The sequence below is a fragment of the Glaciimonas sp. OK215 genome (genome assembly GCF_057787885.1).
Window position 1 is genome coordinate 3,961,373 of sequence record NZ_CM173544.1, and the last position, 14,262, is coordinate 3,975,634.

The 14,262-nt window shown below is 57.5% G+C and carries 17 protein-coding genes; 7 read left to right on the forward strand and 10 right to left on the reverse strand.

What is annotated here, in order from left to right; translation table 11 throughout:
• Window positions 1-2: 2 nt before the first annotated feature.
• The 3 genes from AC3CHX_RS18265 to AC3CHX_RS18275 form a co-directional block, all read right to left on the reverse strand.
• The gene (locus AC3CHX_RS18265) at window positions 3-782 is read right to left on the reverse strand and encodes a DUF2182 domain-containing protein (RefSeq protein WP_488629445.1); all 780 of its coding nucleotides are present in this window, start codon (window positions 780-782) and stop codon (window positions 3-5) included.
• Complete coding sequence (locus AC3CHX_RS18270; protein ID WP_488629446.1) at window positions 783-1,415, reverse strand: DUF1326 domain-containing protein; 633 nt, start codon at window positions 1,413-1,415, stop codon at window positions 783-785.
• Between the two features lie 393 nt (window positions 1,416-1,808).
• On the reverse strand, window positions 1,809-2,774 hold the full coding sequence (locus AC3CHX_RS18275) for a GlxA family transcriptional regulator (RefSeq protein ID WP_488629447.1): 966 nt from the start codon (window positions 2,772-2,774) through the stop codon (window positions 1,809-1,811).
• A 97-nt stretch (window positions 2,775-2,871) separates the two neighbouring features.
• On the opposite strand from AC3CHX_RS18275, the gene AC3CHX_RS18280 reads away from it, so the two are divergent.
• The 3 genes from AC3CHX_RS18280 (at window position 2,872) to AC3CHX_RS18290 (ending at window position 4,547) form a co-directional block, all read left to right on the forward strand.
• Complete coding sequence (locus AC3CHX_RS18280) at window positions 2,872-3,321, forward strand: tautomerase family protein (protein WP_488629448.1); 450 nt, start codon at window positions 2,872-2,874, stop codon at window positions 3,319-3,321.
• A 160-nt stretch (window positions 3,322-3,481) separates the two neighbouring features.
• A complete protein-coding gene (locus AC3CHX_RS18285) occupies window positions 3,482-3,763 on the forward strand; it encodes a DUF3303 domain-containing protein (RefSeq protein WP_488629449.1) in 282 nt (93 codons plus the stop codon).
• A 124-nt stretch (window positions 3,764-3,887) separates the two neighbouring features.
• On the forward strand, window positions 3,888-4,547 hold the full coding sequence (locus tag AC3CHX_RS18290; protein WP_488644859.1) for an ABC transporter ATP-binding protein: 660 nt from the start codon (window positions 3,888-3,890) through the stop codon (window positions 4,545-4,547).
• Between the two features lie 35 nt (window positions 4,548-4,582).
• Here AC3CHX_RS18290 and AC3CHX_RS18295 read toward each other — a convergent pair whose 3' ends face one another.
• The 6 genes from AC3CHX_RS18295 to AC3CHX_RS18320 form a co-directional block, all read right to left on the reverse strand.
• A complete protein-coding gene (locus AC3CHX_RS18295; RefSeq protein ID WP_488629450.1) occupies window positions 4,583-4,813 on the reverse strand; it encodes a GSU2403 family nucleotidyltransferase fold protein in 231 nt (76 codons plus the stop codon).
• Window positions 4,814-4,831: 18 nt separating this feature from the next.
• The gene (locus AC3CHX_RS18300; protein WP_488629451.1) at window positions 4,832-5,626 is read right to left on the reverse strand and encodes a head GIN domain-containing protein; all 795 of its coding nucleotides are present in this window, start codon (window positions 5,624-5,626) and stop codon (window positions 4,832-4,834) included.
• 47 nt (window positions 5,627-5,673) lie between these two features.
• Complete coding sequence (locus AC3CHX_RS18305) at window positions 5,674-5,871, reverse strand: hypothetical protein (protein WP_488629452.1); 198 nt, start codon at window positions 5,869-5,871, stop codon at window positions 5,674-5,676.
• Between the two features lie 58 nt (window positions 5,872-5,929).
• Window positions 5,930-6,199 (reverse strand): hypothetical protein, encoded by a 270-nt coding sequence (locus AC3CHX_RS18310; RefSeq protein WP_488629453.1) that lies wholly within the window; start codon window positions 6,197-6,199, stop codon window positions 5,930-5,932.
• A 436-nt stretch (window positions 6,200-6,635) separates the two neighbouring features.
• Window positions 6,636-7,001: a hypothetical protein gene (locus tag AC3CHX_RS18315; RefSeq protein WP_488629454.1), complete on the reverse strand. Its 366-nt coding sequence runs from the start codon at window positions 6,999-7,001 to the stop codon at window positions 6,636-6,638.
• Between the two features lie 125 nt (window positions 7,002-7,126).
• Complete coding sequence (locus AC3CHX_RS18320) at window positions 7,127-7,699, reverse strand: TMEM175 family protein (protein ID WP_488629455.1); 573 nt, start codon at window positions 7,697-7,699, stop codon at window positions 7,127-7,129.
• Between the two features lie 399 nt (window positions 7,700-8,098).
• On the opposite strand from AC3CHX_RS18320, the gene AC3CHX_RS18325 reads away from it, so the two are divergent.
• The 4 genes from AC3CHX_RS18325 to AC3CHX_RS18340 all read left to right on the forward strand — a co-directional run bounded on the left by AC3CHX_RS18325 (window position 8,099) and on the right by AC3CHX_RS18340 (window position 12,874).
• Complete coding sequence (locus tag AC3CHX_RS18325) at window positions 8,099-10,282, forward strand: YjbH domain-containing protein (protein ID WP_488629456.1); 2,184 nt, start codon at window positions 8,099-8,101, stop codon at window positions 10,280-10,282.
• A gap of 524 nt (window positions 10,283-10,806) precedes the next feature.
• The gene (locus AC3CHX_RS18330; RefSeq protein ID WP_488629457.1) at window positions 10,807-11,061 is read left to right on the forward strand and encodes a hypothetical protein; all 255 of its coding nucleotides are present in this window, start codon (window positions 10,807-10,809) and stop codon (window positions 11,059-11,061) included.
• A gap of 82 nt (window positions 11,062-11,143) precedes the next feature.
• On the forward strand, window positions 11,144-11,425 hold the full coding sequence (locus AC3CHX_RS18335; RefSeq protein WP_488629458.1) for a hypothetical protein: 282 nt from the start codon (window positions 11,144-11,146) through the stop codon (window positions 11,423-11,425).
• A 153-nt stretch (window positions 11,426-11,578) separates the two neighbouring features.
• Window positions 11,579-12,874 carry an MFS transporter gene (locus tag AC3CHX_RS18340; protein WP_488629459.1) on the forward strand — a complete coding sequence of 432 codons (1,296 nt, stop codon included), beginning with the start codon at window positions 11,579-11,581 and terminating at the stop codon, window positions 12,872-12,874.
• A 30-nt stretch (window positions 12,875-12,904) separates the two neighbouring features.
• Here AC3CHX_RS18340 and AC3CHX_RS18345 read toward each other — a convergent pair whose 3' ends face one another.
• Window positions 12,905-14,020, reverse strand: a complete 1,116-nt coding sequence (locus tag AC3CHX_RS18345; protein ID WP_488629460.1) for a helix-turn-helix domain-containing protein — start codon at window positions 14,018-14,020, stop codon at window positions 12,905-12,907.
• Window positions 14,021-14,262: the final 242 nt, after the last annotated feature.

Genomic DNA, 14,262 nt, shown 5'->3' on the forward strand with positions numbered 1-14,262 from the left:
GGTCAGGTGATGGAATACAACGTCGCGGCGCCCCAAGCAACCAACAGGACGCCGGCGCCACGGCCGATCCAATGGCCGGCGGGCGCAAGCTTTTCGATCAGGACAAACAGGGCGATCCCGCCGATCCACGCAAAGTTCATCACGCCACCGACGAACAGCAGCAGCATCAGCAACCAGCAGCAACCAACGCAATACGCACCGTGCCGAAAACCCATCACAAACGCGCCGCGTACCCCGGCACGCCAATGCATCGTCAGGAACTCAAGGGGCGAACGGCAGTGGCGCAGGCAAAACTGCTTGAGTGGTGTCCATTGGTACAGGCCGGCGGCGATCAGCACCGCTCCCGCCAGGACGATGCTCGTCGTTTCCATCATCGGCGACATCAGCGCGGCCTGCTCCAGCCCAAACTGAAGCGCCGCAGCGGCCAGGCTGAACGTCGCCCAGACCGCGACGTAGCCAAACGTGAAGCCACCCGCTGCGGTCACCGACCCGCCTCTTGCGGCTTGCTTGCGCGCGATGGTGCCATACAGCAGGATGACCGGCGCGGCGCTGGGCAACATCATGGCCGCCATCATGGCCGCCCACATAGCGAACACAAGAACGGCATGGCCGAGCGTCCACGGCCCCGTGCTCATCGGCATCAGCATGTCGCCCATCTCTTGCAGCATGCCGGCGCCGGTCAGCAGATACGCCCAGGACAGAACGACAACGACCAGCAGCCCGGCGACGACGAGCAACCGATCGTGCCGCAGCGCCCTTTGCGTTAGTGAGCTCCCCGCCACTCAGGCCGCCACGCCTTGCGGTGTCTGCACTACGCGGGCAAGCGAAGCGTGCCCGCCCTGCGTCTCGAACTTGATGGCCCCGCTGCTGCGGATGTTGGAGGAGGCCACCTCGGCCTCGTGGTGCTCGAAACCTTCCGGCATCACGACTTGAATGCGGTGCGGCTCGCCGGTCGCCGGGTTCTTGATCGGTTCCACCTCGGTTTCGAGCACGCCGGGGATGACGACGCGTGCGGTCCGGGCGGCCTGATCGAACTGGAACGTTATGGGAGCGAAGATGGGATCGTCCATCTTGGTCACAATGAGGCTGAAGATATGGAACAGCGTCCCTTCCGCCGAATTCTGCCCCGACATGATGTTGAACAGCGCCTCGCGCTGCGCCGGGCTGGCCCGCTCTTCAATGATCGGTTGCAACTCGCCGTTTCCTTCGTGCAATGGGCCCGGGAAGGACACCACCACGAAGAAGCTCAATCCATCGAGGTTGGTGGCGTCGAAATGGCCCTTGGTGATGCGCATGCCGGCGAGGCCTTTGCAACTGCCTTGCGTCGGCGGCGCATTGAAATCGCATGGGCATCCGAATGCGCAGGTGCAGTTCTTGATCCATTCGCCTTCGAGGCGCCAGTTGGCTTGTGTCATGTGATTCTCCTGTCAGAGTTTGTGCACGAATCAAACTTTCGACGCAATCAAAAAACCTGATCGAAACAAGCCGGAAAATCCTTTGATACAGTCCAGAAATGTTGCGCCTCGGCATTGACACGCTCTACAAACGAAAGATGATGCATTCATCATCAAAATGCGTTTTCACTAAGTAGAGATTAGTGCACGCCCTCACCTATTTCAAACAAATTCATACTGTTCCCGTGACCCTGGCCAGGTTTCACGGATACGCTCTGAGACTCGCCCGGATCGGCACGCGACCTCCCGGTTATCGGAGTCGACCGCAGCGCATCGGGGGCCATATCACTCCGGAAACCGAAGTCGTCACATATTGCACGATCGGCAATCGGGCCTGTCCCGCTCATCCGCCAATTACCGCAACGAACTTGGTGTGATGCCGAACTCGCGTTTGATCAACTTGCGTAACGCCGTACTATCCCGATAACCGACCTGCGCCGCAACCGCTTCGATCGAGAGTGTGGTCGTTTCGATCAAATGCGAGGCGCGCGATAAGCGGCGCCGCTGGATGAACTTGATCGGCGGCACTCCCGTTGCCGCTTCAATGCGGCGCGCCAGTGTCTTCGCCGAAATGGCCAATTCGGATGACAGCGCCTTGACTGTCATCGGCTCCGCAAGATGGGCGTCGATCCAGCGCTCCGCCGCGATCACGGTCTCGTCTTCATGTATCAGGTGGCTCTGCATCATGTAACGCGCCTGCGAGGAGCGCTGATCGATCAGCAAATAACGTGAGCACAAATGCGCTACCGACTTACCCATCACGTCGGCGACGATCGCCAGCATCAAATCCATTTGCGACAAGGCCGCGCCCGCAGTCAGTCGCGGGCCGTCACGTACCAGCATCCTTGCCTCGTCGAGTACCACATCCGGATAGCGCGCCCGAAAAGCCGGGGCCAGCCACCAGGTGGTGGTGGCGTTTCGACCGCGCAGCAAACCGGCCTCTGCCAGCAAGAATACGGCACTGCACGACGCCGCAATGTTCGTCTTTCCCGCCCCCGCCGCAGCTAACCACCGCATCGCCTGCAAGGCATCGCTGCGCGCAAGACGCTCACTGATTTCCTGATCCGAACGGGTGCCGAGGCCGGGAACAATGATCCAGTCGGATGCCTGTTGGGCCGCCGACCTGAAATTCAGATCAGCCCTCAGGCGCAAGCCGCAGCCGGTTGTAATGTGAGCGTTGACAGCGATGGTCTGGACCCGGACCTGCGGCGCTGCGTCAAGCGCCACCAGAAAGGCCTGGGCAGCGCGTAAGGTATCCAGCGTAATGGCCAGGCTGCTGTCCATGACGTCATCCAATACCAGAATCGAGATAGTTTTCATTTGTCCATTCTGACATAAAAAATGTCAAATATGATTCTTCACGCAAAATCCGTCAGCCGCCAGACTGCAGATTCACTCTCTGAAAAGGAAATCAGTCATGCCAAATATCATCGTCAAAATCCCCGCCGGCATCTTCGATGCCGCAGCCCGTGCTTGTCTGGTTGAAGGCATCAATGCCGCAGCTGCTCATGCCGAACAGATTCCGGACGATCCAAAAAAACGCATGCTGTGCTGGGTCATTGTTGAGGAAGTTGCCGCGGGATTCTGGACCTGCGGCGGGGCGGATCTGAGTTCGGCGCTGGTTCCTGTGCTGGTACAGATCAATTTACCGTCCGGTGTGCTGGATGACGGCGCCCGCACCCGCTATGTCGAAGACGTACACCAGGCGATAGCTACGGCACTGCATGGTGAAAACCGGCGCATCGCAAGCTCTTGCATCGTCAATGATGTCGCCGATGGCAACTGGGGCATCAATGGCATGATTTGGCATTTGCGCGACTTTGCGGAGCATGCCGGATTTTTACATTTGCAAGGATTGGTGAAGTAGGACGCCAAGCTGGAACTTGCGATAGTCAACGTCGTCATAAACCTTGACACACCCGTTGAAGGCCGGTGTGACAATCCCTATCGCGGCGATACCGCTTGCCATGAACGCCTTCAAGACGGTCCTGTGCTCCCCCCTTAACCACGGAACAAGGAGATTTGTCATGAAATACATGTTGACGTTCAACTGGACCCCCGCCCCTGAAACACGGGCTGAAACCATTGCAAGATTTCAGCAGACTGGCGGACTGCCACCGGCAGGCGTCAAGTTGCTGGGGCGCTGGACACGCGTCGATTTCAGCGGCGGTTTCGGTTTAGTGGAAAGCGATGACCCGCTGGCCCTGGCCGAATTTGCCCTGATGTGGAACGACCTGATGACGATAGGGATTACCCCGATCATGGAGGACGAGGGGCTTTCCGAAGTATTGAAGCGTATTGCGAAGTAACCGCCGGTACGATTGCAGCCTGGGCGCACTTTTTCCTCGCGGTGTGCCCGGCCCGCCTGCAAAGGCTCGCGCGTTGTTTGACAAACCGCAGCCGGTATTTCTACAATGGCGGCGCATTCTCAACATGAAAGCGGGCCGCCCCATCGAACATCCTTCCATCGCCACACCATCGGTCCTGCAGGTCAAAGGTCTGGGCTTCCACTATCCGCAGCGCGCGCTGTTCACCGACTGGTCGGCGCGCATCCCGCCCGGAGTCACGCTGGTGCGTGGCGGCGATGGCAGTGGCAAGACCACACTGCTGCGTTTGCTGGCGGGAGAGCTGCCAGCCCAGGCCGGACACTTGCAGGTCGGCGACGTCCGCCTGGACGACCAGCCGGTCGCCTACCGGCAGCAGGTGTTCTGGACCGACCCGCGCTCGGATGCCTTTGATCAGATGACGCCGCTCGACTACTTCAAGTCCCTGCACCGCCTCCATCCCAGGTTTGACGATCAGGTCCTGGCCGACCTGATCGAAGGCTTGTCACTGGCGCCGCACCTCGACAAGTTTCTTTACATGCTGTCCACGGGATCGAAACGCAAAGTCTGGCTGGCCGCAGCCTTCGCCTCGGGTGCCGCGGTCACGCTGCTGGACGAGCCGTTTGCCGCGCTCGACAAGGCGTCGGCTGGTTTTGTGATGGAACTGTTGAAAAACGCCGCGAGCCACCCTGCACGCGCATGGGTGGTCGCCGACTACGAAGCGCCGGGCGACGCGCGGCTGGCGGCGATCATTGATCTGGGAGACTGAACGGGATGGTGAATTGAGACCATCCCGCAGGCAGTTCAGTTCTTGGCCCAATGTGGCAGGTATTCTCGCAAAACCTCTTCGACTGCCTTAGCTTGCAGGGTGTCTCGTCGACGTTTGAGCGGGTCTCGCTCCGGCAGAGTGCTCATCCACTGCTTGAAGCGGACAAACGCCATCGGATCGAGAGTGTTCATTACTGACGCATTGCGTCGGCCGACCGTTCTAGCATGGGAGGTCTTTCGGTATCTTTTATGATTTTTTAGTTTCATACCGAAACGATATAAAAATCAATAGCTTATTGCACGTGGCGCGCTCCCGAGTCGCGTCACACTACCCGCGCCGGTCACCGATTTGCTGACCTTCGGGTCGCCGTAGTATTTGACGCCTCCGGCCCCGGCGATGTTCAGGCTGAGCATCTCCCTGGCCCATACCACTGCCTCGCCAGCGCCCGCTACGTCGATGTTCACATCCTTTGCGCTGAGCCATGCCGCTTCAACATTGCCGGAACCGCCGATGGCGAGGGACACCGTATCGGCCCTGCCGGCGGCTTCGAAAGTTCCGCTGCCGCCAAGCGTGGCTGTGAGCGATTCGCTGTCCAGCGACTTGATGCGCAGTGTGGACGAACCGCCAATGTCAACGTGCAACTTTGCTGCCTGGAGCTTTCCTGCGTAAATAGAACCGGCGCTGCCGGAAGCGAGGCTATCGACTTTCCTGGCCTCGATGATGATTCTGAGTGCATTGAACCGCACGGAAACACTTTTCTGGACCAGACGAATGTTGAGCGTCCCATCCTCGACCACGGTTTCAATCAATGGCAGCAGGTTATCGTCGGTTTCGATGGTGACCCTTTCGGCGTTACCTTGGCGAAGTTCCACATTTGCCGGAAGATTAAGACTGATCGCGGAAAAGTGATCCAGATCCCGGACTTGTTTCTTGAGGATGCCGGAGCCGGAAACGTTTTCGCCCGAGAACGAATTCACAGGCGCTGCCAGAGCGGGAACGGCATGATGTGCCAGCGTGAAAACGCCGATAACAAGAAGCAAAAGGCGAAATCGTCGGGCGGCATTACTATCTATATGCACGCTTGTTCCCCTTGGCAAGCCGGCGCCGACGACCGTGTCAATCAGGATTAGCGCTTGATCGGTGGTTTTGAGGGCGGGCAAGAGAAGCGCATTGCCAGATTCATGCGATTCCACAACGCATCGTCGGCGCTTGCTTTTTGATGCTTCTCTGCGTCGCTGGCAGCATGCGGCGGTATGCCGGTCTGCGCTAGTCGCGAAGGTTGATTTGCATTTTCTTCATCACGAAACAAAGGATGTCGGACCATGACTCACTCCATATCAAGTTGTGTTGATCGGGTGCCAATGTCTTATTCTTATTTATCGTTATTTGCCATTCTTCTCAAGTATCGCAGGCGATGGCGGCGCAGCGGCGTCAGGCGCATCAGCATGTATTAAACTGCTACCGCTTTCCGCCTTGGACTCCACCATTTGCTCGATGCCGGCACCCGGATCTTCGGTTCCATCCGCCTGCACCGCGACTTCATGCAGGACATGCTGCGGCGCAGAATTGTCTTTAGGGTTGCCGGTAGCAGAAGATTGTCCCGATGGCAATGTGCTGTCCGCCTGATCAAGCGCCTGTTTGTCTGTACTCATGTCAGCCTCCGACTTATTGTAGCCTTTGAGATTGGGACTCTCAATCAGAATATAACAAACAGAGGACACATCAATATAGGACAAATACCATAGCCGATGTAGGATTTACGGAAGATATTATTAAGTTAGGCTGCAGCAATCAAGGCAACGCACACAGCGGACCTGGTCAAGCTGCGCTATTCAGCCTCGACACTCCATCCTGCGAATGCATCACGGCGGTCGTCCTCGTGCTGCCATTTTGTGCCGCAATCCGTGCAGACATAGTGGGTCATGATTACCGCCGGTTGCCCCATATTGCGGACCTTCACCGGCTCACCGATTTGCGTCAGTTTTGCGTGCCCCTGAGCTTTACGGTTTCTTTGCTGAATAGCATTGCATGCTTCACACGACATATGGACTCCATTGATTTCGCCAGATCCTACAATCCCACAAAGCACTAGCTCGCCGTGGAATCAATGTCGGCCAGGCTTTCGCGCCCTCGTGGCGTGATGTCGAAACCGCCTCCTGATGCGCGCGGCGCGATGTGTCCCTTTCTGCCGAGGAATAGCGCAACGTCGGCTGCCAGCGGGGCCAGCGGATCATTCGAAACAGCCCGCAGTCCTTCAATGCAGTCCTTGACAAACAACGTTTGCTTGCCTTTTTCCGTTAGCGCAAGCCGCCCGTTTTTTCCATACGCAATATATTTAAGACCTGAAAGACGCTTGGCATTGCGCGCTACACATGCGGTTTCGGTGCCGCGTGCAGGCGCCCGGGCGATCTGCCCAAGCGCGTCGTATTCATCTTTTGTTAAACCATTGCTCATCACGATTTCCCGGGAAATATTTTTTCTGGGCCTCATGGTACGCGCCACGCGGGATAGCGGCAAGGCGGAGCGAGCGCTGAAGCCGATTTACAGCGCCCCGATATCGCTGGAATCAGCGCGTACGCTTATTCAACCACCTTCTCCAATCGGCGATCCGGGATCAGCCACATCAACGCGACGGCAACGTAGACCGCCTGAGCCAACCAGCTGTAGCGAAACGAAAGGAATATTCCGGCGATATACAAGACCGGGGATATCTTCCCCTTTACATCAGACCCGAGTGCATGCGCTATCGACGATTCGCTGCCCTGGGCACGTACCAGCGCCGACTGCAACATCTTGTATGCCACTGCCGCCATTAACAGCACAGTCCCGTACAACGCCGTCGGCACCGCCGAAAAATGGTTTTCGCCCATCCATCCGGTCGCAAACGGGATCAACGACAACCAGAACAGCAGGTGCAAATTTGCCCAGAGCACGGCCCCCGACGCGCGTTTCGCCGCGTGCAGCAAATGGTGGTGATTATTCCAATAGATCCCGACATAGACGAAACTCAGCACATAACTCAAAAACACCGGAAGCAGCGCCGCCAGCGCCTCCCACGTACTCGCATGCGGCACCTTGAGCTCCAGCACCATAATCGTAATGATGATCGCCAGCACCCCATCGCTGAACGCTTCCAATCGGGCCATGCCCATAATCTCTCCGAAACTTAAACTGCCAGTCTAATTCGGCCCCTCCGTGAAGGAAAGACACGGCGAATTGCAGAAAATGCGATCAGGCTGGTCCGGGCTGACGCGATCTTGCCTTTTCGTCTTTTTTCATGCTTTTCGTGGACCATGTTGTTGCCTTGCATGTTTCTTTGGCCCAAGCGCCTGCAGCGCGTTGTTTTCCAGAAACAACCCCATCGTCTGGAAAAAAAGGAATGCTAGAATGTAACAGATTGTTAAATCGCAATCACTGCAACACCCAGGTTCATGGCGGAAAGATAATGTATCTTTCCGATTTTTTTGCTATACAAGCCCCCGCCTATCTTTCTTAATTCCGGATTTTCCGGATTGAGTTAAGTCTGGGGGCTATTTTTTGGGTTGCTGGACTTGTTAAACGTACTCCGTAAATCAATCAAATACACCTGCTACGGCTTTCTTGTATTCGGGGGTGCCCAGGCCATAGCAGCCACACCGAATAATCACGGACAGTCCGGTTATATCAATATGCCAAGCGCTTCGGTAGAAGCCGACGGCACCTTCAGCATGGGATATAGCTTCGACAAGCCGTATGGGGATTTGTGGGCGACGGCGACTGTCCTGCCGTTTTTGCAATTGACCGGCCGCTATATGTCGATCGAGGGCATTCCAGGATTTACCAATGCCAGCAATGCCTACGGCAGCGGGTACGGCCGCTATAAAGACAAGATACTGGATATCAAGCTCAAATTATGGGACGAAACCGCCTGGCTGCCTTCGGTGGCGGTGGGACAATATGATCTGTTTGGCACCGAACTCTTCAACGGGCGCTACATCGTCGCGACCAAGACATTTGGCAGCAGCAAGAATCTGGAAGCCAGCATAGGCTATGGTCGTAAAAGACCGGACGGCCTGTTTGCCGGCGCACGCTGGACGCCCGACGGTTTGCCCAACTGGTCCCTGGTAGCCGAATACGATGCCACCAATTACGCCAACGATTTCCGCGCTGCGCAGACATTCGCCGGGCAACGCAAAAAAGGGCCGGCCGCCGGTGTCGAATACCACTGGGGCTGGCTGGGGGTGCAGGTTGCCGAGCATCAGAAAAATGCCAGCATCAACGCCTACGTCAGCATCCCGCTGGCCGACCGGGAGTTCATTCCAAAAATTTACGAGCCGGCTTATTACCAGGAAAAAACCACCTGGACGCGCCCTTCGATCGATGAATGGCAACACAACAGCGGCCACGGCACCGCCCTGGTGCAGGCGCTGGTCGAACAGGACTACAAGAACGTCCGCCTCGAACTCAAGGGAGATGCGCTCAATCTGACGTTGACGAATAACCGCATCAGCAACCTGGGCCGTGCAGTCGGGCGCGCCGCTCGTACCGCCCTGGCATTGGCCCCGGCCGGGATCCGCAGCATTCGCATCACCTACACCAAAAACGAACAGCCCATCGCCACCTATGAGTTTTTCGACCTCGACAAGCTGAATAAATACCTGGATGGGAGGATCACCCGGCAAGCGTTTCTTGACTCCGTACTGATCCGCTATGCCAACCAGGGCGACACCATTCACGAGGAGCAGGAAGGCATGCTGGCCGGCGTCAAGGATAATGCCGGCCTGGCCGTACTGGTGGGTTACGAAGGGCATATTGTCCAGCTCAACTCGGAAGATCGCGAAGACAATCGTTTCAAGGTCGTGCCTGCGTTAAGTTTTTTCTTCAACGATCCAAGCGGTGCATTGCGTTACAACCTGTCGGCGTTTGCCCTCTACGACCAGCGCCTGGGCGAGGGTCTGTATCTGAACAGCGCATTGGGCTTGAGCATCCTCGATACCGTCGGCGGCGTCACGCAAGCCTCCAACAGTCTGCTGCCGCACGTACGGACCGACATCGCCGAGTACAAGCGCGGCGACCGCCTCAAATTGCAGCGCCTGCTGCTCAACAAATACCTGACACCGGACGAGCGCTGGTACGCGCGTCTATCAGCCGGTATTTATGAAGAAATGTACCGCGGTGCCGGCGGTCAAGTCCTGTATCTCCCCAACGATAGTCGCTGGGCCGCCGATTTGTCGGTCGATTATCTCCAGCAACGCGACTTCAACGGCTGGTTCGGTCAGCGCGATTACAATACCGTCACTGCGCTCGGCGCACTGCATTATCGCCTGCCCTACGGCATCACCGCGACCGCCAGGGTCGGACGCTTTCTGGCCAAGGATGTCGGTGTGCGGACCGAACTCAAGCGGCGCTTTCTCTCCGGCGTAGAAATAGGGTTCTGGTATACCCGCACCAACGGCCGGGACACGACCAACCCGGGCACCCCAACCTCGCCCTATCACGACAAGGGCGTTTTTCTCTCCATTCCATTGGGCAGCATGCTGGCCACCGACTCACAGGCAACCTCCGGGTTTTCTATTGCGCCATGGACACGCGATGTCGGGCAAATGGTGTCCTCCCCGGGCGACCTGTACGAGATGCTGGAAAGCCCGCGCCGCGACATGAGCACATTTGACGGTCTGGGCAACTTTGCCGAGCGTGCGGACGAACAAAGTCTTCCCGCTGTCAATCCGCCGAACAAGACCTTCTTCAATCCATGACCGGAAATACGCATGCGATGTGCATGCGTCCGGGCCGGTCATGCTCCGCGCTCCCACAGCCTCCGACTGGCTAAAAGGGGCCGGAGCACTTGGCGCCACCGGCGCGACATCCCACCAGCTTATCTTGCCCGCACTGTTTCTTGCATCCCTTATTGCCCCGTGAAGCGGGGTTATATCGCTCAGCACGAACGGCTTTTGTTATTCATTAACTGAACAGCATTACCTCTTACGCAGCCCATTTTTTCGGTGAGCTGCCCTCTTCACTCTCCACGATAGCGGCCAATGTGTTGGGTTCGATCCGACAGTTGCCATGAAATGTGTTTGTCACAGCCAGACACTTGATCTCCGGCCATTTCGAAAAGCATCGCGAAGCGATGATCTGAAATAGAAATATTCCTATATTTTTCAATCACTTGCGTTTATTTGCACAGCACATGACCTGGGCTGGCACGGCCTATGCTCTATGTTCATCGAGCGCAACGAAATGCTCATCCAACCGGAACCAAACTTTTAGGAGAACTGAAATGAAATCGACTCTGATGATCAAAGACCTGTCCCTCGACCAACAACTCGACGGCCGTGAAATGGCTGCCGTACGCGGCGGTTATAACGTCTCGAATATCGGCAGCTTCAACCAGGCCGCTGCCCAAGGCGGCGGGTTTGCCAGCCCCAACACGCAAATCGGCGTATTTGCGCCTACCGTGACCAATACCGACGTCAACTTGACCAGCCTCAGCAATGTTCTTGGCAATATGCGTGCAGGGGTGGCCCAGATCTGACGGGCCGCGAGAGCCGCCCGGGGATAGTCCCATCCTGTGCGGCTCTCTGCTTTCCCGTGCATGGCAATTTTGGAGATACAACATGAGTGCAATCACGATCAATGACCTCCCTGCAAGCTGCGCCCTGGACCGCAAGGCGATGGCGTCCATCAGGGGCGCCGACGGTGCCCCGTGGGTGTATGGATGGATCAGTCCTTACGCTCCGGCAACCCCCAGCTTCGTTCCGGTCATCAACTTCTACCAGGTCAACAACAGCTTCTATGCCGAAAAAATGATTAATCAGTCCCAAGTCGTCAATATCAACAATTCGGGGGCCAATTCGAACATTAACGCGGTCCTGCTGAGCTCCCTCACCTCGGCATAATCGACGTCGGCGAGGATCTGGAACGTCTGGCCTGCGCAACCTGGTTGAGCCGTCTGCCTTCCTGGCCTCGATGAACAGGTTTACATTTCAACAGCCTGTTAAAGTGAGCATTACGCGTTTTTCAACACAATCCAGGCCGGAAAAAAAACAAAAATGACCACCGTTTCTCCCTCCATCCCGTTGCCGGCCATGGAAGCCGCGCGCACGACCATGGAGAGCAGGCGCATCATCGTCGCAGCCGCCATTGGCAACGGCTTGATCATGTACGACTTTACGGTGTACAGCTTTTCCGCCGTTATCATCGGCAAGCTCTTTTTTCCATCAAGCAGCCCGCTCGCATCGCTGTTGATGGCACTCGCCACATTTGGCGCCGGTTTCGTGATGCGCCCGCTGGGGGCCATGATCATCGGCAACCTGGCCGACCGCAAGGGACGCAAGGCGGGGCTTACTTTCTCCATCGCACTGATGACGCTGGGCACCGGGATCCTCGCCTGCACACCGTCTTACGCATCGATCGGCGTGACGGCAACGCTGCTGATTGTATTTGCCAGACTCACGCAGGGACTCGCGGCGGGCGGTGAAATCGGTGCCGCGTCTGCCATGTTGATGGAATTGGCCAACAAAAATCGGCGCTGCTATCTGGTCAGCTGGCGCGCCGCCAGCCAGGGAGCGGCCGCGCTTGCGGGAGCCCTGGTCGGGGCCTGCAGCACGGCGCTGCTGACGCCCGCAGCGATGCAAAACTGGGGATGGCGTATCTCCTTCGTACTGGGGCTTCCGATCGGGTTGGTTGGGTGGTATATCCGTCGCCACGTGGTGGAAACCCCGATGGAAGCAAGGCCCCGGCCCACCCTGCAGAATGTGTTCGCGCAACATCCCCGCACGCTGTGGTTCGGCATATTGTCGATGGCCGCACCCACGGCCAGTATCTACATCATGGTGTTTTACATGCCGACCTATCTGGTCACGACGCTGCATCTGTCGCCTGTCATCAGCCTGCTCTCGGCCTGTCTGGCCGGCACGGCGATCTTCCTTGGCAATCCCGCGCTGGCCCGCGTCGCCGACCGGCAACGCCGCCGCAAGCCGATCCAGTACCTGATGCTGACAGGCAGCATCGTGCTGGTTTATCCCATTTTCCTTGCCTTGACGCATGGAGCGGGCGAACTGGCCTCACTCTTGATGATCGTGGGATATGCCGCCGTGGCGCTAACCAATGGAGGCGCAAGCTCGGTGATGATGCTCGAAGCTTTTCCGCGCCACCATCGTGCGACCGGAATGTCGATGACTTACAGCTTCGGCGTCACGATTTTCGGCGGCTTTTCACCATTCATCGTGACCTGGCTGATAGGCGCGACCGGAAACCCGATGGCACCCGCCTGGTATCTGCTGGCAGCGCTGTGCACCAGCCTGTATGCCCTGATCCGGTTTCCCGATACGGTTGAAGATCACTGACAGGTGCTCTTTGCTGCCATGCGGTTCCGTCTATTTGCCCCTGCCACGCCGCAACTTAAGCGCCAGCGCGCGCAAATCCTGCGGCGCCATGTAGTAGGCACGGCGAAAGGCGCGCGTAAAATCCGAAGCGCTCTTGAAGCCCAGCCCGTAAGCAATATCCATCACAGCCAGATGCGGAGACCGGACCAGCTCATCCGCCGCCTCGCGCAGCCTGCGATTGCGAATATAAGCGCCAAGACCGCCCTCATGCTCAAACAAACGATACAAGGTAGGACGGGGTAGTTGCAGCGCATTCAGCAGGCTTTCGGGAGACAGCCCCGATTGATGGAGGTTGGCCTGAATATAGCGCCGCGCCCGGCCGAACATGGCGGCGCGGGCCGCCGCGCGCGCATTGCCGCTCAGGTGCGCCTGTTTGCCAAAAGCGGCGAGCAGGAGCTGGACGCCGGTGCGCAACGCGCTGTCCGCTGCGCTTGCGCTGATACCCGCCATGTTTCGATTCAGCGACACAACATGCTCGACGAGCAGCCGGGTCAGCGGCGTTGTGGCTTCAATGACACGGCCATGCAGGGTTTCCGCATCGGGAAAGGCCGCATCCACCAACGCCCGCGGTGCGAAGAAAGTCAACACCCGGCAGGCATTGCGCTGCATGCGCACCGGCTGATTCATGTCCAGCGCAAGCATGCTTGCCACCGATGACGCGCTGTGGCGCTGCGGGGAACCTCTTCCCACGGACTCGACCCCTCCCTCCAGAAACACATGAAAAACGTAATCGCGGATGCTATCGGTAGAGATGCGCGCCACCGAGCGCTCAAGCAACAGCGCATCAGAGCGACAGTCGGTGAAAACCAGCTCGCCGACCGCATAGCGGTCAATCGACGCGTAGAACGGATTTTCCAGCTGCGCCAACGAGGGCAACACATCTATGATATGGCCGACCCGGTCGCGCCAGGCCAGCAACTGCCGCTGCGGCGCCTCGCCCTGCACGTTGAAATGGCTATGCACGATGCCAGCTGCAAGCGCAGGACGGCCATAACCCAAGATCCGATCGGCGTGGTTTTCCGGCCGCTGGCCAGCCGCTTGACTACCGGCTTCAGAGAATGGTGTCAGCGGTACGCGAAGGACATTCTTGATTTTTCCGTTACCCATCACACCACCATAGTTCTGCCTTGTTCCTGCATGGGGCAATGATCGAGCCGTGCCGTCATGCAAACGCAGCGAGTGCAGCACCGACGAATTGCGTCGGAAAACAGGTGATTTTTTAAAAACTGAGACGCACGGTCAAGTCAGTTGACCCAGAGCAATTACAATTGCCAAGAAGCAAAAATATAATTCTATTTAACCAACCTTAACTGTATTTAACTAACCAACAATCATCCATTCGAGCAACA

Coding starts and splice junctions, on each gene's coding strand:
- AC3CHX_RS18270 (WP_488629446.1), bottom strand. CDS start 1,415: ATGACACAAGCCAACTGGCGCCTCGAAGGCGAATGGATCAAGAACTGC.
- AC3CHX_RS18275 (WP_488629447.1), bottom strand. CDS start 2,774: ATGAAAACTATCTCGATTCTGGTATTGGATGACGTCATGGACAGCAGC.
- AC3CHX_RS18280 (WP_488629448.1), top strand. CDS start 2,872: ATGCCAAATATCATCGTCAAAATCCCCGCCGGCATCTTCGATGCCGCA.
- AC3CHX_RS18285 (WP_488629449.1), top strand. CDS start 3,482: ATGAAATACATGTTGACGTTCAACTGGACCCCCGCCCCTGAAACACGG.
- AC3CHX_RS18290 (WP_488644859.1), top strand. CDS start 3,888: ATGAAAGCGGGCCGCCCCATCGAACATCCTTCCATCGCCACACCATCG.
- AC3CHX_RS18295 (WP_488629450.1), bottom strand. CDS start 4,813: ATGAAACTAAAAAATCATAAAAGATACCGAAAGACCTCCCATGCTAGA.
- AC3CHX_RS18305 (WP_488629452.1), bottom strand. CDS start 5,871: ATGGTCCGACATCCTTTGTTTCGTGATGAAGAAAATGCAAATCAACCT.
- AC3CHX_RS18310 (WP_488629453.1), bottom strand. CDS start 6,199: ATGAGTACAGACAAACAGGCGCTTGATCAGGCGGACAGCACATTGCCA.
- AC3CHX_RS18315 (WP_488629454.1), bottom strand. CDS start 7,001: ATGAGCAATGGTTTAACAAAAGATGAATACGACGCGCTTGGGCAGATC.
- AC3CHX_RS18320 (WP_488629455.1), bottom strand. CDS start 7,699: ATGGGCATGGCCCGATTGGAAGCGTTCAGCGATGGGGTGCTGGCGATC.
- AC3CHX_RS18330 (WP_488629457.1), top strand. CDS start 10,807: ATGAAATCGACTCTGATGATCAAAGACCTGTCCCTCGACCAACAACTC.
- AC3CHX_RS18335 (WP_488629458.1), top strand. CDS start 11,144: ATGAGTGCAATCACGATCAATGACCTCCCTGCAAGCTGCGCCCTGGAC.
- AC3CHX_RS18340 (WP_488629459.1), top strand. CDS start 11,579: ATGACCACCGTTTCTCCCTCCATCCCGTTGCCGGCCATGGAAGCCGCG.
- AC3CHX_RS18345 (WP_488629460.1), bottom strand. CDS start 14,020: ATGGGTAACGGAAAAATCAAGAATGTCCTTCGCGTACCGCTGACACCA.